At 44.7% G+C, this 15984-nt stretch carries 17 protein-coding genes; 4 read left to right on the plus strand and 13 right to left on the minus strand.

What is annotated here, in order from left to right; genetic code table 11:
- Positions 1 to 616: 616 nt before the first annotated feature.
- The 7 genes from R2S67_RS20810 to dusA all read right to left on the minus strand — a co-directional run bounded on the left by R2S67_RS20810 (position 617) and on the right by dusA (position 7618).
- Positions 617 to 1396, minus strand: a complete 780-nt coding sequence (locus R2S67_RS20810; protein WP_006743230.1) for a phosphoadenylyl-sulfate reductase — start codon at positions 1394 to 1396, stop codon at positions 617 to 619.
- The gene (cysI, locus tag R2S67_RS20815) at positions 1389 to 3125 is read right to left on the minus strand and encodes an assimilatory sulfite reductase (NADPH) hemoprotein subunit (protein ID WP_006743229.1); all 1737 of its coding nucleotides are present in this window, start codon (positions 3123 to 3125) and stop codon (positions 1389 to 1391) included. Before cysI ends, R2S67_RS20810 begins: the two co-directional genes overlap by 8 nt.
- Complete coding sequence (locus R2S67_RS20820) at positions 3125 to 4996, minus strand: assimilatory sulfite reductase (NADPH) flavoprotein subunit (RefSeq protein ID WP_074191318.1); 1872 nt, start codon at positions 4994 to 4996, stop codon at positions 3125 to 3127. The genes cysI and R2S67_RS20820 overlap by 1 nt, the downstream gene beginning before the upstream one ends.
- Before the next feature lie 117 nt (positions 4997 to 5113).
- Positions 5114 to 5344 (minus strand): hypothetical protein, encoded by a 231-nt coding sequence (locus R2S67_RS20825; protein WP_005455817.1) that lies wholly within the window; start codon positions 5342 to 5344, stop codon positions 5114 to 5116.
- Positions 5345 to 5500: 156 nt separating this feature from the next.
- Positions 5501 to 6160, minus strand: coding sequence for a TIGR04219 family outer membrane beta-barrel protein (locus R2S67_RS20830; RefSeq protein WP_104971004.1), 660 nt, complete (start codon positions 6158 to 6160; stop codon positions 5501 to 5503).
- A gap of 98 nt (positions 6161 to 6258) precedes the next feature.
- Complete coding sequence (gene pspG / locus R2S67_RS20835; RefSeq protein WP_005398086.1) at positions 6259 to 6474, minus strand: envelope stress response protein PspG; 216 nt, start codon at positions 6472 to 6474, stop codon at positions 6259 to 6261.
- 163 nt (positions 6475 to 6637) lie between these two features.
- On the minus strand, positions 6638 to 7618 hold the full coding sequence (gene dusA, locus R2S67_RS20840) for a tRNA dihydrouridine(20/20a) synthase DusA (RefSeq protein WP_109170353.1): 981 nt from the start codon (positions 7616 to 7618) through the stop codon (positions 6638 to 6640).
- A gap of 321 nt (positions 7619 to 7939) precedes the next feature.
- On the opposite strand from dusA, the gene zur reads away from it, so the two are divergent.
- Both zur and R2S67_RS20850 read left to right on the plus strand, forming a co-directional pair.
- Entirely contained in the window at positions 7940 to 8404 is a 465-nt protein-coding gene (gene zur, locus R2S67_RS20845) for a zinc uptake transcriptional repressor Zur (protein WP_005381268.1), read from the plus strand.
- 9 nt (positions 8405 to 8413) lie between these two features.
- A complete protein-coding gene (locus tag R2S67_RS20850; RefSeq protein WP_005381269.1) occupies positions 8414 to 8875 on the plus strand; it encodes a chemotaxis protein CheX in 462 nt (153 codons plus the stop codon).
- A gap of 100 nt (positions 8876 to 8975) precedes the next feature.
- Here the strand turns inward: R2S67_RS20850 and pgi are convergent, their stop codons facing one another.
- Positions 8976 to 10628, minus strand: coding sequence for a glucose-6-phosphate isomerase (gene pgi, locus R2S67_RS20855; RefSeq protein ID WP_317346867.1), 1653 nt, complete (start codon positions 10626 to 10628; stop codon positions 8976 to 8978).
- Positions 10629 to 10934: 306 nt separating this feature from the next.
- Between pgi and R2S67_RS20860 the strand changes: the two genes are divergently transcribed.
- Positions 10935 to 11354, plus strand: a complete 420-nt coding sequence (locus tag R2S67_RS20860; protein WP_085344358.1) for a secondary thiamine-phosphate synthase enzyme YjbQ — start codon at positions 10935 to 10937, stop codon at positions 11352 to 11354.
- Between the two features lie 38 nt (positions 11355 to 11392).
- Here R2S67_RS20860 and alr read toward each other — a convergent pair whose 3' ends face one another.
- Positions 11393 to 12469, minus strand: coding sequence for an alanine racemase (gene alr / locus R2S67_RS20865; RefSeq protein WP_041853013.1), 1077 nt, complete (start codon positions 12467 to 12469; stop codon positions 11393 to 11395).
- 13 nt (positions 12470 to 12482) lie between these two features.
- A complete protein-coding gene (locus R2S67_RS20870; RefSeq protein ID WP_005395704.1) occupies positions 12483 to 13883 on the minus strand; it encodes a replicative DNA helicase in 1401 nt (466 codons plus the stop codon).
- 221 nt (positions 13884 to 14104) lie between these two features.
- On the opposite strand from R2S67_RS20870, the gene R2S67_RS20875 reads away from it, so the two are divergent.
- On the plus strand, positions 14105 to 14869 hold the full coding sequence (locus tag R2S67_RS20875) for a DUF481 domain-containing protein (RefSeq protein WP_006743223.1): 765 nt from the start codon (positions 14105 to 14107) through the stop codon (positions 14867 to 14869).
- Positions 14870 to 14948: 79 nt separating this feature from the next.
- On the opposite strand, the gene rplI is transcribed toward R2S67_RS20875, so the two are convergent.
- Genes rplI through priB form a run of 3 tightly spaced genes read right to left on the minus strand, consistent with a single transcriptional unit; the run spans position 14949 to position 15981 of the window.
- Positions 14949 to 15401 carry a 50S ribosomal protein L9 gene (gene rplI / locus R2S67_RS20880; protein ID WP_005381278.1) on the minus strand — a complete coding sequence of 151 codons (453 nt, stop codon included), beginning with the start codon at positions 15399 to 15401 and terminating at the stop codon, positions 14949 to 14951.
- A gap of 33 nt (positions 15402 to 15434) precedes the next feature.
- The gene (gene rpsR, locus R2S67_RS20885; RefSeq protein ID WP_000090472.1) at positions 15435 to 15662 is read right to left on the minus strand and encodes a 30S ribosomal protein S18; all 228 of its coding nucleotides are present in this window, start codon (positions 15660 to 15662) and stop codon (positions 15435 to 15437) included.
- A 16-nt stretch (positions 15663 to 15678) separates the two neighbouring features.
- Positions 15679 to 15981 carry a primosomal replication protein N gene (priB, locus tag R2S67_RS20890; protein ID WP_005381298.1) on the minus strand — a complete coding sequence of 101 codons (303 nt, stop codon included), beginning with the start codon at positions 15979 to 15981 and terminating at the stop codon, positions 15679 to 15681.
- Between the last annotated feature and the right edge of the window lie 3 nt (positions 15982 to 15984).

Below are 15984 nucleotides of genomic sequence, written 5' to 3' on the forward strand. Positions count from 1 at the left end.
GTTCAATCTGAGCCATGATCAAACTCTTCAATTTAAGATTTTGTTGGGCTCAATGAATACTGAACATTACATAAAGTAATGTTTGAATTGACTGTGCTGAATCCGAAGATTCAATGGTCACTTCGTTTCATTGAAACCTAATTTGAAGCCGAAGCTTCTAATTGGATTATCATCAACGAGTGCCCACACAGATTGATAGGTCTATATTGTTAAAGAGCAACTCTTCTTTGTGATTGACATCACTTCGGAAGAGGCGGCCATTCTAGCGAGATAATTTATTGTGTCAAACACTTTCTTCAAATTATTTCGTTTTTCTTTTCAGCCTTATCAACTTCGCTTAAACCCTTGTGAGGCCTTGCCCTGTCGACGAGGAGGCATTATAGAGATCGCGCTCACATTGGCAAGTGTTATTTTTCAAAAATTGCAAAAATAATGGTTAAACGATGAGTTTTCGATCAAAGCTTTATTTATTCAACTTTACCCCAAACTCTCACACAACTTATCCACAGAGTTGTTCTTTGAGACGTGTTTTTCAAGTACCATAAATAAAGAAAGCTGCTTTATTGCAGCTATCTTTATTAAACTTAACCTAAACTCTATTTAAAGAGCATTATGGCTATATGCCAGACCCATCTTGTTCAGAACCATCATCTTCGTGTAGGCCACATTCTCGCTTTAAGCCAAAGAATCGAGTTTCTTCCTCTGACATTCCCGGCTCCCATTTACGAGTGGTATGTGTATCACCAACTGAAAGGTAACCTTCATCCCACAATGGGTGGTATTTAAGGCCGTGTTGTTCTAAGTAGTAATGAACGTCTTTATTAGTCCAATCAATTACTGGTAGAAATTTAAACACACCGTTCTGAATTGATAGAATCGGTAAACCTGCACGAGATTTACTTTGCTCTCGACGCAGTCCAGAGAACCACGTTCCAACATTAAGCTCTTTTAGCGCTCGACGCATTGGCTCCACTTTATTGAGCTTGTTGTATTTTTCAATTCCCTCTACACCCTGCTCCCATAACTTTCCATATCGAGCCTCTTGCCAATTCGCACTTTCTTTCGCTCGATAAACTTTTAAGTTTAGGTTGAGAGCATCTGTCAGCTCATCAATGAATTGATAGGTTTCAGCAAACAGGTATCCTGTATCGGTTAGAATGACGGGGATATCCGCTTTGACTTGAGTCACTAAATGAAGCATAACCGCGGCTTGAATACCAAAACTAGAAGAAACCGCAAACTCGCCCTCTAGATTTTCTAAAGCCCACTTTACTCTATCTTGTGCCGAAAGCTTTTCGAGCTCGACATTAATTTGAGCAAGACGGAGGATTTGCTCCGTCTTTGTTAATGTCAATAACTCTGTAAGCTCAAGCCTGGATGCTACAGAATCAAGCATGAAAGTCCCTCTTTGATACGAGCACTTCTTGGATAATACCAGCACGAATTGTGAAATCGCCGAAGGCTTCGCCTTCTTCACGCTCTTTCGACCATCGAGCCACCAGCAGATCAATCTCTTCTAAGATTTGCTTATCCGTGATGTTCTCTTTGTACATTTTTGGTACTCGAGTACCAGCACGGTTACCACCTAAATGTAGGTTGTAACGACCTGGCGCTTTACCAACTAAACCAATTTCAGCCAACATGGCGCGACCACAACCGTTTGGACATCCAGTTACACGCAAAATGATGTTGTCATTTTCTGGTAGGTTGTGCTTTTCCAAAATCCCCTCCACATCAGTAACAAACTGAGGAAGAAAACGCTCTGCCTCTGCCATTGCTAACGGACACGTTGGAAAGGCAACACACGCCATTGAATTTTTGCGCTGCTCACTGATATTGTCATCCATCAAGCCATGTTCACGAGCGATCTTTTCGATCTTCGCTTTTTCGCTTTTAGGTACCCCCGCAACAATTAAGTTCTGGTTGGCAGTCATACGGAAATCGCCTTTATGGATTTTGGCAATTTCAGCAACACCCGTCTTAAGTGGTTTACCTGGAAAGTCTAATAAGCGACCGTTTTCGATGAAAAGCGCTAAATGATATTTACCATCAATTCCTTCTACCCAACCAATACGGTCACCACGCTCAGTAAACTCGTACGGGCGGCTTGCTTCAAACTGAATGCCTGCTCGCTTTTCGACTTCGGCTTTAAAGACATCAGTACCTACACGGTCAAGTGTGTATTTGGTTTTGGCATTCTTACGGTTTGAGCGATTACCCCAATCACGCTGAGTGGTAACCACCGCCGCTGCAACATCAAGCGTTTTCTCTAATGGGATGAAACCTAAGTCGTCAGCGCGGCGCGGATAAGTTGACGTATCACCATGTGTCATCGCTAGGCCGCCGCCAACTAAAACGTTAAAGCCTACCAACTTGCCGTTATCCGCAATTGCTACGAAGTTAAGATCATTGGCATGAACGTCTACGTCATTTTGCGGTGGGATCACCACCGTGGTTTTAAACTTACGTGGTAAGTAGTTCTTGCCTAGAATAGGTTCATCTTCTTCAGTGCTTTCTACTTTCTCACCGTCCAGCCAAATCTCTGCATAAGCGCGCGTCTTTGGTAATAGATGCTCACTGATCTTCTTCGCCCATTCGTAAGCTTCTTGGTGTAACTCTGACTCCACTGGGTTAGTGGTACACAACACGTTTCGGTTTACATCACCCGCGGTTGCAATCGAATCAATGCCAATACTGTTGAGCGTTTGATGCATCAACTTAATATTCGGTTTTAATACCCCATGAAACTGGAACGTTTGGCGAGTTGTCAGACGAATACTTCCATATAAAGAGTGCTCCGTTGCGAACTTGTCGATCGCTAACCATTGCGTTGGCGTGATGATGCCTCCAGGCATACGAGCACGAAGCATCACGTTATGCAATGGCTCTAGCTTTTGCTTTGTGCGTTCATTGCGGATATCACGATCGTCTTGCTGATACATACCGTGGAAACGAATTAACTGGAAATTGTCGGCAGTAAAGCCACCAGTAATACGGTCCTGTAAATCTTGCTCAATGGTGCCACGTAATAAGTTACTTTCTCGCTTCAGGCGCTCGTTATCAGATAGCGGCCCTAACTCTTCACCTAATACAACCTGCTTATTATTGTCCGTAGAAAAAGTCATTAGTACACATCCCTCTGATAACGTTTCGCTTTACGTAGGTCATTAATAAATTGTTCCGCATCGTCACGCGGCATCTTGCCTTCTTGTTCAGCAACGATAACCAGTGCGTCGTGCACATCTTTTGCCATACGAGTGGCATCACCGCAGACATAGATATAAGCGCCTTCTTGGATCCACTGCCACACTTGAGCGGCGTTTTCTAAGATGCGATGTTGTACGTAAACTTTTTCTACTTGGTCACGACTAAAAGCAACATCCAATCGGCTTAGTACTCCTGACTTGAGGTACTTTTGCCATTCAACTTGGTATAAGAAGTCTTGAGTGAAAGTACGATCACCAAAGAACAACCAGTTTTTGCCTTCAGCATCGCGGTTTTCACGTTCCTGAATAAAGCTACGGAATGGTGCGATCCCTGTGCCTGGACCAACCATGATAATTGGAGTGCTATCATCTTCCGGCAGTTTAAAGTTGTTGTTATGCTCAACAAATACTTTAACTTCATCTCCCTCTTCGAGACGCTGTGCTAAGAAGCTCGACGCACCACCATATCGTTTTTCGTCGTTTTGTTCGTACTCAACCAAAGCAACCGTTAGGTGTACTTCTTCATCGACCTCTTCTTGGCTTGATGCAATAGAGTAAAGGCGAGGAGTAAGACGACGAAGCAAACTAATCAACTCATCTGCGGTTAACTTGGTTTTCTTCTCTGCCAATACATCAACAATTTGAGTATTGGCAGAGTACTCGCGAAGTTTATCTTTATCGTCAACCAGCTTTTGTAGCTTCTTGCTACCGGATAACTCGGCAAACTTTGTAATGAGCTGAGGGTTAGATGTTGTGATTTCATATTTACTCACGAGAGCACTATGGATTGACAAGCTTTCGCCATCAACATCAACGGTTTCAACCCCAGACAAACCGACCTTACCAAGAATGGCATTAGCAAGTTCTGAACTATTTTCAAACCACACACCTAGCGCATCACCAGGCTGATACGTTAACCCCGAACCTTCCAAGTCAATTTCTATATGACGAACATCCTTTCCAGAATCACGACCCGTGATTTTTTGACTGGTCAGTAACGTCGCTGTGTATGGGTTTTGTTTATTGTAAGGAGAGTGCGCAGTCGCCGCCTGACCCACAGGAAGTTGAACCACATCCGCTTCAGTGCCAGAAGAAAGCGTATCTTTTACCTTACCTAACGCATTCTTACGCCATTCAGCTGCTGGTGCTTCATAATCCACATCGCAATCAAGACGATCGATAAATGGGGTCGCGCCTAACTTTGATAGGTAAGCGTCGAAGTCTTTACCGGTTTGGCAGAAGAATTCGTAGCTCGAGTCACCCAGAGCAATAACGCCATATTGAAGGTTTGACAGCTTAGGAGCTTTCTTAGATTGCAAAAACTCGTGTAGCTCTATAGCGTTATCTGGTGCTTCGCCTTCGCCATTCGTCGATGCCACAATAATGACATGTGTTTCTTTGGCTAAGTTTTTACCTTTGTAATCACTTGCATCAAAAAGTTCGACAGCAATTCCTTCTGCTTTTGCTTCCTGTTCTAGAGCTTCAGCAACGCCTTTAGCGTTGCCAGTTTGGGAAGCAAAAATAATACTCAACTTACCTGCAGGCTTCGCTGATACGGCTGCCGTCGCTTGTGCAATTGGCGTTACCGCTGTATTTGGTTGATTTTGAGCTAATCCCCAAAAATACCCACTGACCCAAGCAAGTTGCTGTGAAGACAACTCAGAGACAGTTTGTTGGAGTGAGCTAATTTGTTGGTCATTCAGAGGGCTTGCGATTGGAGGATTTCCTCCTTGCCCATTATTATCTTCAGACACATTCTTGTGAGAATACTCATTCTTTTGAAAAGACATTATCACGACATCCCTATTCATTGCGTGACGATAGAGTACCCACTCTCCTTAATAACAAGAAAGAATAGAAGTGAATGTTTTATAACTTTTTGGAAGTAAGAACGGCTTATTTTTTGCTCATCGATCTTCAATGCGGACTTGTTGAAAGCCTACTGCCATTGCCGATTTTGACGCTGCATCCAAATCTTCATAAAGACATTCTTCACCATGACTGTCCGTCAGAAAAACAAAACCACCGCGCGCATGTCTGAACTCCACAACCCAGCCACCCTCTTGGATTGCAGGTTCAATAATCGCTTCGACAAGCTGGTTTTCACGGAATAGATGTCTTAGTTCGTTTATTGTCATCGCTATCCCTGCTTTAACTTTCACATTGCTCCTAGGTAAGCATGGTCTAAGTCAGCAAAATAGGCAGAAAATTCGATTGGATATAATGAAGTGATATAAAAAAACGCCGCTTATAAAGCGACGTTTTAAAAAATCGAGTATCTAATCTGGCTGCATTTAGAATGCGTATTCTGCACTCACAAAAAAGCCGTTAGCAAAAATAAACTCTTTCCCTAGATCCGACATGAATTTCTCGGACTCCAAATCAATCACGCGGTAACCACCACGAAAAGCCAGTTGAGCTTTTTCGAGCGGTACATGGTATTGAACACCGGCCATGAAATCAGTGCTTTTGATACCTTTGTTGTCACCAAAGTTTATCTCACCAATCACATCAAAATTTGTGTCCGGAACTTGAATCTCTGCGTAACCGTACCAAGCCCAAATCAGCTCATCAAACTCTTCTATACGCTTGTTTGAGCCAGCATCAATGTATTTAGTGTCACTTAAATTACTGAATGTAACACCCGCATCAAAATGCAATAAATCATGCTCCAGAACTTGGTAGTACATGGTGAAATCGAGCTTATCGAACCCCATGTAATCCGCATCAACACTTGAGTAACGAAGGCGCGCATTAGGAACGTATTTAACATCATGTTCAATCGCCGCGTAAAATGCGCCTGTTGTGCTGCTATCTCGTCTTACTTCATTTACTTTAGTGTCAGCAGCCCAGATCTCTGCGCCGACTTTCGTCGATACAGAATATTCTGCAAAAACAGGAAAAGATACTGCCAACGATAATGCTGTTAAAGCGATGGTCGCTTTATTTGTCATGTAGTGTGTACTCCGAGATAGCTGATGTTCACGTTGAAGACGTGAGAGGAAATATACCATACTCTCACGTCTCTCTATCAACTAAATCATGTCACTCGTTATTTATAGCGGGGCTGGGCAACGTAATTCTTGAAGAACCAAACACCCAATGCAATCACGATTAACCATGGCAATAGTTTGAGTACCGCTCCGACCATTCCCAGTAAAAACATCACAACTAACGCAATACCGGTTGCTGCGAATACGGTCATCATTGTGATACCGGTAACCAATAGGGTCGCCGCAAAGACTAAAATAAAGATTAGCTCCAACATAATCACTTCTCCATTTGTTTTTAATAAACAGAGCAGTTTCCATACCAACTTACCAAGATAACGATAACACAATGATTTTTATTCAAAAATAAAGCCAGAGGCATTTCTGCACTCTGGCTTACTTGTTCTTTAGTTGGTAATTTTAGCCAACCACTGGTGAATTTTACACATTCAATTCTTTTGGAATCTTCGCTAACGCGTCTTGCAGCACTTCTAGACCAGAACCTGGTTTGTGCGCATTTTCACTGATATGACGACGCCATTGACGAGCACCGGGCATGCTTTGGAACAAACCTAACATGTGGCGGGTAATATGACCAAGGTACGCACCTTTCGCTAATTGCGCTTCAATGTATGGATACATCTCTTCAACAATTTCGCTGCGTTTCTTCACTGGAGCATTAGAGCCAAACAACTCTTGGTCTACCGATGCCAGTAAATATGGGCTTTGGTATGCTTCACGACCAATCATCACACCGTCAAGATGCTGAAGATGTGCTTTTGCTTCTTCTAATGATTTCACGCCACCGTTAATCGCAATCGTTAGGTGTGAGAAGTCTTGCTTCAATTGGTAAGCGCGTGGGTAATCCAATGGTGGGATCTCGCGGTTTTCTTTTGGGCTTAAACCACTTAACCAAGCTTTACGAGCATGGATAGTGAACTGCTCACAGCCACCCTTTTCTGAAACAATAGAAATGAAATCCGTTAGGAACTCGTAAGAATCTTGATCATCAATACCAATACGAGTCTTGACTGTCACAGGAATATCAACCACGTCCTTCATTGCAGCGACACAATCCGCAACCAACTGTGGTTCCGCCATTAGGCAAGCACCAAAGCGACCGTTTTGTACACGGTCAGACGGGCAACCCACATTGAGGTTAACCTCATCATAGCCACGCTCTTGAGCCAGTTTGGCACACTTTGCCAAGTCTTCTGGGTTTGAACCACCCAACTGAAGGGCCAACGGATGCTCTTCTTCGTTGTAAGCCAGGAAATCTCCTTTTCCATGAATGATCGCACCTGTCGTCACCATTTCAGTGTACAGCAGGGTTTCTTTGGTCATTAAGCGATGGAAGTAGCGACAATGACGATCGGTCCAGTCGAGCATTGGTGCTACGGAGAGCCTGCAAGAATGAGTCATGATATAAACACCCGTTTTTATGTTGCCAAGGTCGAGCGCAGCAGTACGCTCAAAAAATAAGTCGGGTATTGTATACCCAAGCACCTCTAGGTGCTAGTTTCAGCGAGAATGATTTGGTTGGCTGGCTAGCCAAATGCTTAAGAATATGCAGCAGTAATACGAATTCGTCACTCGTTGATTCATTCTGTGATGACTATTCCGACTTCACACCACCACCGACTTGCTTTAATTCATGATTTTCGTTCTGATAGTGGGTAAAATGAAGCATTTCTAAACGAACTTCGTATAGAAATGATTTATCATAGAGCACGTCCGATAGTTATGGTGAAAGGTTTGAACCCAACAATCATTGAACAAATTGAAAGTATCTGCGCAGAGCGTGGAGTACGATTGACTCCGCAACGCCGACGCGTATTTGAACTCATTTGTTCTAATCGCCGCGCCTCAAGTGCGTATGAGCTATTGGAGCAACTAAAAGAGAGTGAGCCTCAGGCTAAGCCTCCCACTGTTTATCGAGCATTAGATTTTCTCCTAGAGCAAGGCTTCATCCACCGAGTGGAATCGACAAATAGCTTTATTACTTGTTGTTCTTTCAATACTCAGCAGCACTTTTTCCAATTACTAATTTGCGATAAATGTGGTGATGTCGTTGAACTCGAAGATGAGACGCTGATATCCTTGTTAGCCGAAAACGCCGAGAAGCATGGATTCAAACTGACCAACCAAGTTATTGAAACTCATGGTGAATGCCAGGCCTGTTCCTCCGAGACGAAAGAAAAAGTATAGAAGAACGTTATGCGCGCTGAATTTGTAAACCCGTTTTTAGCTTCTTTAATGAACGTGCTAAAAACCATGGCTTCTCTTGAGCTGAAGCCACAAAAACCGCGAATCAAAAAAGATGAGATCGCACGAGGTGACGTTTCTGGTCTGATTGGCATGGTAGGTCCACAAACTCGTGGTTCAATGTCGATTACCTTTGATGAAGCGCTAGCTCTAGAAATCATGCAGAACATGCTTGGTGAGCGTCCAAATGGACTCAATGAAGAGGTCACCGATATGGTGGGTGAGATCACCAATATGGTTACTGGTGGTGCGAAACGCATTCTGGCGGAAAGTGGTTTTGATTTTGATATGGCAACACCGGTAGTGGTTTCTGGCCGAGGCCATACCATTCGCCACAAATGTGAGGGCTCAATCATCATCATGCCTTTCTCTTCCCAGTGGGGAAATGCCTTTATCGAAATCTGCTTCGAATAAAAGAGAAAAAATAGGTTGGCACTGGCCAACCTATTTTGTTTCTGCCTCAGGCAATAAAAAAGGTCAGCACTTGCTGACCTTTTCTTTATCTATTCAAACATTAAGCTTTGAACGCTTTAAATGCGTTGATTAGACCATTTGTTGAGCTGTCGTGCGAGCTGATTTGAGACTCGTCTGCAAGCTCAGGTAGGATTTGGTTAGCCAGTTGTTTACCTAGCTCCACGCCCCATTGGTCAAAGCTGAAGATATTCCAGATAACACCTTGTACGAAAATTTTGTGTTCGTACATTGCGATCAAGTTACCTAGCGTACGAGGCGTGATTTGCTTCACTAGGATAGAGTTTGTTGGACGGTTACCTTCAAACACTTTGAATGGCGCGATCGCTGCCACTTCTTCAGCGTTCTTACCTGCTTTCACCAACTCTTCTTTCACTGTTTCTTCACTCTTACCAAACGCTAGTGCTTCAGTTTGCGCAAAGAAGTTGGACATCAGTTTTTGGTGATGATCGCTAGCTGGGTTGTGGCTGATTGCAGGTGCAATGAAGTCACATGGGATCAGCTTAGTGCCTTGGTGAATCAGTTGGTAGAACGCGTGCTGACCGTTGGTACCTGGTTCACCCCAAATAACAGGGCCCGTTTGGTAAGTCACGGCATTGCCTTCACGGTCAACGTATTTACCGTTTGATTCCATGTTACCTTGTTGGAAGTACGCCGCGAAACGGTGCATGTACTGATCGTAAGGTAAGATAGCTTCTGATTCCGCACCGTGGAAGTTGTTGTACCAAATACCGATAAGCGCAAGGATCACAGGGATGTTGCTTTCTAGGTCTGTTGATACGAAGTGCTTGTCCATCTCGTGAGCACCTTCAAGCAGCTCAACGAAGTTGTCGTAACCTACCGCTAATGCGATTGATAGACCGATTGCAGACCATAGTGAGTAACGGCCACCAACCCAGTCCCAGAATTCGAACATGTTCGCGGTATCAATACCGAATTCAGACACGGCTGTCGCGTTCGTTGAAAGCGCAGCAAAGTGCTTAGCCACGTGCGCTTGATCGCCCGCTGACTCTAAGAACCAATCACGAGCAGTGTGCGCGTTAGTCATGGTTTCTTGCGTTGTGAACGTCTTAGACGCGATCAAGAATAGCGTCGTTTCTGGGTTAACTTTCTTCAACGTTTCAACGATGTGAGTACCATCAACGTTAGATACGAAGTGAAGGTTTAGATGATTTTTGTATGGTGCTAGAGCTTCCGTCACCATGTAAGGACCAAGGTCAGAACCACCGATACCGATGTTCACGATATCTGTAATTGCTTTACCTGTGTAACCTTTCCACTCACCGCCGATAACGCGTTCAGTGAATGATTTCATTTTTTCTAGAACCGCGTTCACTGCTGGCATTACGTCTTCGCCGTCTACCATTACTGGTGTATTCGCGCGGTTACGTAGTGCAGTGTGAAGAACAGCGCGACCTTCTGTTTGGTTGATCGCTTCACCACTGAACATCGCTTCAATTGCAGATTTCAGCTCAGTCTCGTTCGCAAGAGCGAACAGGTGCTTCAGAGTTTCCTCATTGATGAGGTTCTTTGAGTAATCGACTAGGATGTCTGAGCCGAAACGTGCAGAGTATTTGTCGAAACGCGCTGCGTCTTGAGCAAATAACTCTTTAAGATCCATATCTTGTGCAGATTCGAAATGCGCAGTTAGCGCTTTCCAAGCTTGTGTTTGCGTTGGATTGATATTTTTCAACATGGTCTTTATCCCGATGTTACAGTAGGTTCCATTCCTTACAGTCTAGCGAAAACTGTGGAATCCCCGATTTAGCAAATAGAATATTAATTAGATGTTTGGGCGAATTGCCACAAAACAAGTCTTTGTAATTTTTTTTCAGGTGCCAATTATGACTGAGAGTATTTACACTCACATTGAGTTAGGTCACGTTCCCTGCCCTGAAAATGAACAATTCATTTACGATGACAAGAATCATATCACTTACTAATGACAGGCTCTAATTGGAATAGGATAGACGCCAATTTATAAATTTCCAAAGGAACACGTATGTGGGCACAAAAAACACTGCAATTAAAAGCGAGAAGCCGCGGTTTTCACCTAATAACTGATGAAATTGAACAACAATTACCACAAATAAACGAGCTTTCGGTAGGTTTATTACACCTATTTATTCAACATACCTCCGCCAGTTTGACCTTAAATGAGAATGCTGATCCAACCGTGCGTATGGATATGGAAGCGCACTTCAATAAGTTTGTGCCAGAGCGTGCTCCTTATTATCAGCACACCTATGAGGGGGATGACGACATGCCAGCACACATTAAAGCATCCCTACTTGGCAGTAGTGTGACGATACCAATCCAAAATGGTCGATTAGCTTTAGGAACATGGCAGGGCATTTACTTAGGTGAGCACCGAGACTATGGCGGCGGCCGCCGCGTTATTGCTACGATTAACGGTGAGTAGATAAAACAAAGGCTAACCTTAGGTTAGCCTTTCGCTGTTTATTTTGAGTACTCCATCTCGACGCGAGGCGTTAGCTTAGTCACGAGTTCATACGCAATGGTACCAATGTGACCCGCCACTTCTTCTACTGGGAGCTCTTTCCCCCAAAGAATCGCTTCGTCGCTGACTTTATCCGTTGCATCTGGTCCCAAATCGACCGTCAGCATATCCATGGAAACTCGACCTGCGATAGGTACTTTACGACCATTTACCCAAACCGGCGTGCCGTTCGGGGCACTTCTTGGGTAACCGTCGCCATACCCTACAGCGATGACACCGACTTTTGTATCTCGCTTACTGGTCCACATACCGCCGTAGCCAACACTTTCGCCCTTCTTAACTTCACGTACCGCAATAAGATGGGATTTAAGTGTCATCACGGGTTGATACCCCAGATCTTGTGCGGTCTTGTCATCAAATGGCGATACACCATACATGATGATGCCCGGACGAACCCAATCCAAATGGCTTTGAGGCCATGCCAACAACCCCGCAGATGCCGCAAGTGAACGCTCCCCCTGACAACCAGAGGTCAACGACTTAAACAGCTCAATCTGTTGGGGAGTGATATGGCTATCCAGCTCATCTGCACATCCAAAGTGACTCATGTAACGTAACGGCTTGGCTACATTTGGACACTCTTTCAACCGCGTGACAAACTCATCATATTGCTCAGGGCGAACGCCAAGACGGTGCATCCCACTGTCAATCTTAAGCCACACGACAACCGGAGTTTCAAGGTCGGCTTGCTCCAAAGCGATAAGCTGCTCTTCACAATGCACCACGGTTTGGATGTTGTTCGTCACAAGAACAGGTAAGTCACCTGGAGAGTAAAAACCTTCTAGCAATAGAATCGGCTTTACCACGCCACAAGCGCGCAGTTGCAACGCTTCTTCAATGCGCGCAACACCAAAGGCATCCGCATGGTTGGCATGTTTTGCAACGTGACGTAATCCGTGACCATAGCCATTGGCCTTCACTACAGCCATCACTTTACTTTGGGGCGCTTGCGCTTTCACGCGCTGTAAGTTGTGCTGCAACGCAGACAAATCAATGCACGCCTTGGCCGCTTTCATATAGCTCATGGGGTTACTCATCATCAATATCGAATGCAGGACCCGCGTAGTTGTCAAAGCGCGAGTGTTGACCTTGGAAGGTGAGACGCACAGAGCCGATAGGACCGTTACGTTGCTTACCAATGATTATTTCTGCCGTACCTTTGTATGGGCTATCTGGGTGATACACCTCGTCACGGTAGATGAACATGATCAAGTCGGCATCCTGCTCGATAGAGCCCGACTCACGCAAGTCCGAGTTTACTGGGCGTTTATCTGAACGTTGCTCTAGGGAACGGTTAAGCTGAGACAGCGCCACGACGGGCACATTGAGCTCTTTTGCCAGCGCTTTCAGAGAGCGCGAAATCTCCGCGATTTCCAGCGTACGGTTATCAGAGAGTGCAGGCACGCGCATAAGCTGAAGGTAGTCGACCATGATCATCGACAGACCGCCATGTTCACGTGCGATACGGCGAGCGCGTGAACGCACTTCGGTCGGAGTTAGACCGGAGCTGTCATCAATGTACATGTTTTTCTTCTGCATCAAGATACCCATAGTAGAAGAAATACGCGCCCAGTCTTCGTCATCCAACTGACCCGTACGGATCTTGGTTTGGTCAACGCGAGACAAAGAGGCCAACATACGCATCATCAACTGCTCGGCTGGCATCTCTAGCGAGAAAATAAGCACAGGTTTCTCTTGTTGCATGGCCGCATTTTCACACAAGTTCATCGCAAAGGTCGTTTTACCCATAGATGGACGCGCCGCGACAATCACCAAATCAGAACCTTGCAAACCTGCGGTTTTCTTATTGAGGTCAGTGAAACCTGTGTCGACACCCGTTACACCATCTTGCGGCGTTTTATATAACAACTCGATACGTTCTAACGTCTTTTCGAGTATGTTATCGACATTTTGTGGCCCTTCGTTTTCACTGGTTCGTGACTCAGCGATGGCGAAAACTTTGCTCTCCGCCATATCAATCAGATCTTCCGAACTTCGACCTTGAGGATCGTAACCCGCATCCGCAATCTCATTCGCGACACCGATCAAACCACGGACAATCGCACGTTCGGCAACAATATCAGCGTACGCATTAATGTTAGCGGCGCTTGGCGTGTTTTTCGCCAAATCTGCAAGGTAAGCAAAACCGCCCACATCTTCTAATTGCTCGTGACGCTCCAGGTATTCCGATAAAGTAATAAGATCGAGAGGCTTGCCCGCTTCAAGAATGGTTTTTACACCTTCAAAAATTAGGCGATGCGGACGACTATAGAAATCACTGCTTACAACACGTTCGGCAACGGTGTCCCAACGTTCATTGTCCAGTAAAAGACCACCAATTACTGATTGCTCGGCTTCTAGTGAGTGAGGTGGCACTTTGATTGCGTCGACCTGACTGTCTGAAGGTTTGCGATTTCTGTTTTCCGCCATGACTTTGCTCGATAACTACTATTGACCCACGATTATAACCTTAACCTAACTGAGATGCTTCCCCGAAGCGACAATTACTTGTTAAGAAATCAACATGCGAACCGCACAAGTAATAGCCTGGTTCTTCCGCCCAGCTCTAATAAAAATTAACCTACCATTGACCCAACAAAATATCTGTATCAGTATCATGCCCCTCCTTTTTAATTACGTTCGAGGTTGATGTGTCCCGATACTGGTTACTTAGCTTTAGCCTACTATGCGCTAGTGCATCGTATGCTGACGAATCAGTACAGCCAGAGCAAAATATTGATGTGCCCGACCCATTAAAAACCGAGGTGGAGTTCGGCTATCAAGCTCACACAGGTAACACGGACTCTCGTTCCCTGAATGCTCGTTTGAGTGCTGAATATACGTCAGGTCGACACCGTTCTAATGGTGAATGGAAGTACTACAACTTGTACAAAGACGGTGAAGAAGACAAACGCTCATCCACCTACGCCCTACAGAGTGACTACAAGTTAGGCCCTAAAACGTATTTGTATGGCAGCTTTAAAGGGGTGGATTCTCGTTACAGTGCCTATTTTAAAGACTACACCTTATCAGGTGGTTTGGGTTACCAGTTTTCCTACACTGAAAACTTCATTTTAGAGGTAGAAGTCGGTCCTGGTTTTCGTTATCAAGAACCAAATTTAGATGAGATAGATGATGACGACATTGTCTTTCCCGATATCGTTCGAGAAGGCATTTTTCGAGGGAATATCAATACGACTTGGCACGCATTAGATAATCTGAGTTTCGCGGCTGATATTACGTTGGTAACAGGTAAAAGTAACACTCGGGCCGATAGTGAACTCAGCGTGACCAATGATATTACTGAAGATATTGCACTGAAGCTGGCACACTCTCGTCAGTATCACGATAAAGTGCCTGAAGGCTTAAGCAAAGCGGATAGCGTATTTTCCGTTAATTTACTCTTCGCTTTTTAACCCGTTTTTTCTCCCAGTTTTAGAAATAAAAAAAGCACCTCCGAAGAGGTGCTTTTTAGTATTTCGTCTTGATACTGAATTACTCAGCAGCAACAACTTGTAGGTTCACAGTTGCGAAAACTTCAGAGTGAAGTTGAACGCTGATCTCGAACTCACCAGTTGTACGTAGAGCACCTTCAGGAAGGCGAACTTCGCTCTTAGCAACTTCAACGCCTGCAGCTGTGATAGCATCAGCGATGTCACGAGTACCGATAGAACCGAATAGTTTGCCTTCGTCACCAGCTTTAGAAGCGATAACTACAGCTTCTAGAGCGTTAACTTTCTCTGCGCGAGCTTCTGCAGCAGCTAGTTGCTCAGCAACTTTAGCTTCTAGTTCAGCACGACGAGCTTCAAACATTTCAACGTTAGCTTTAGTTGCCATAACTGCTTTACCTTGTGGGATAAGGAAGTTACGAGCGTAGCCAGATTTAACGTTTGCAGTATCGCCAAGACCACCTAGGTTACCAATTTTATCAAGTAGAATAACTTGCATTGCTTAATCCTCTTTCTTAATAAAATGAACCGATTACTGATGCTTGTCAGTGTACGGTAGTAGAGCTAGGTAGCGTGAACGCTTGATAGCACGTGCTAGTTGACGCTGGTACTTAGCGCTTGTACCAGTGATACGGCTAGGTACGATTTTACCAGCTTCAGTGATGTAGTTTTTAAGAGTTGCTACGTCTTTGTAATCAATCTCTTGTACGCCTTCTGCAGTGAAACGGCAGAATTTACGACGACGGAAGAAACGAGCCATGGGCTATCTCCTGATCTTAAATTTGAGTAATGTTGTCGGCGTGTAACACTAATTTTCCCACGCCATTTCGGCCGGTTTGATAAGTGACAAAACCACTTACCTTAATGTTACTGCCTTGAACTAAATTCTGAGTTAGTGCTTGTGACCCAAGCCCGCTGACGACTACCGGCATACGACAATAAACTTGTCGAGGTAAGTCAGCTTCGATAATAGTAGAGCGATGCTCCAGCCAAAACCGACAGTGTTCAATGCCACCAGGGCTTTTACTACGAATGGGCGGTTTGGCTATGGTGCCGCTCAGCTCCATTCGATTGGCCATAAG

This window comes from Vibrio sp. T13N, from assembly GCF_032970445.1.
Taxonomy (GTDB): Bacteria; Pseudomonadota; Gammaproteobacteria; order Enterobacterales; family Vibrionaceae; genus Vibrio; species Vibrio diabolicus.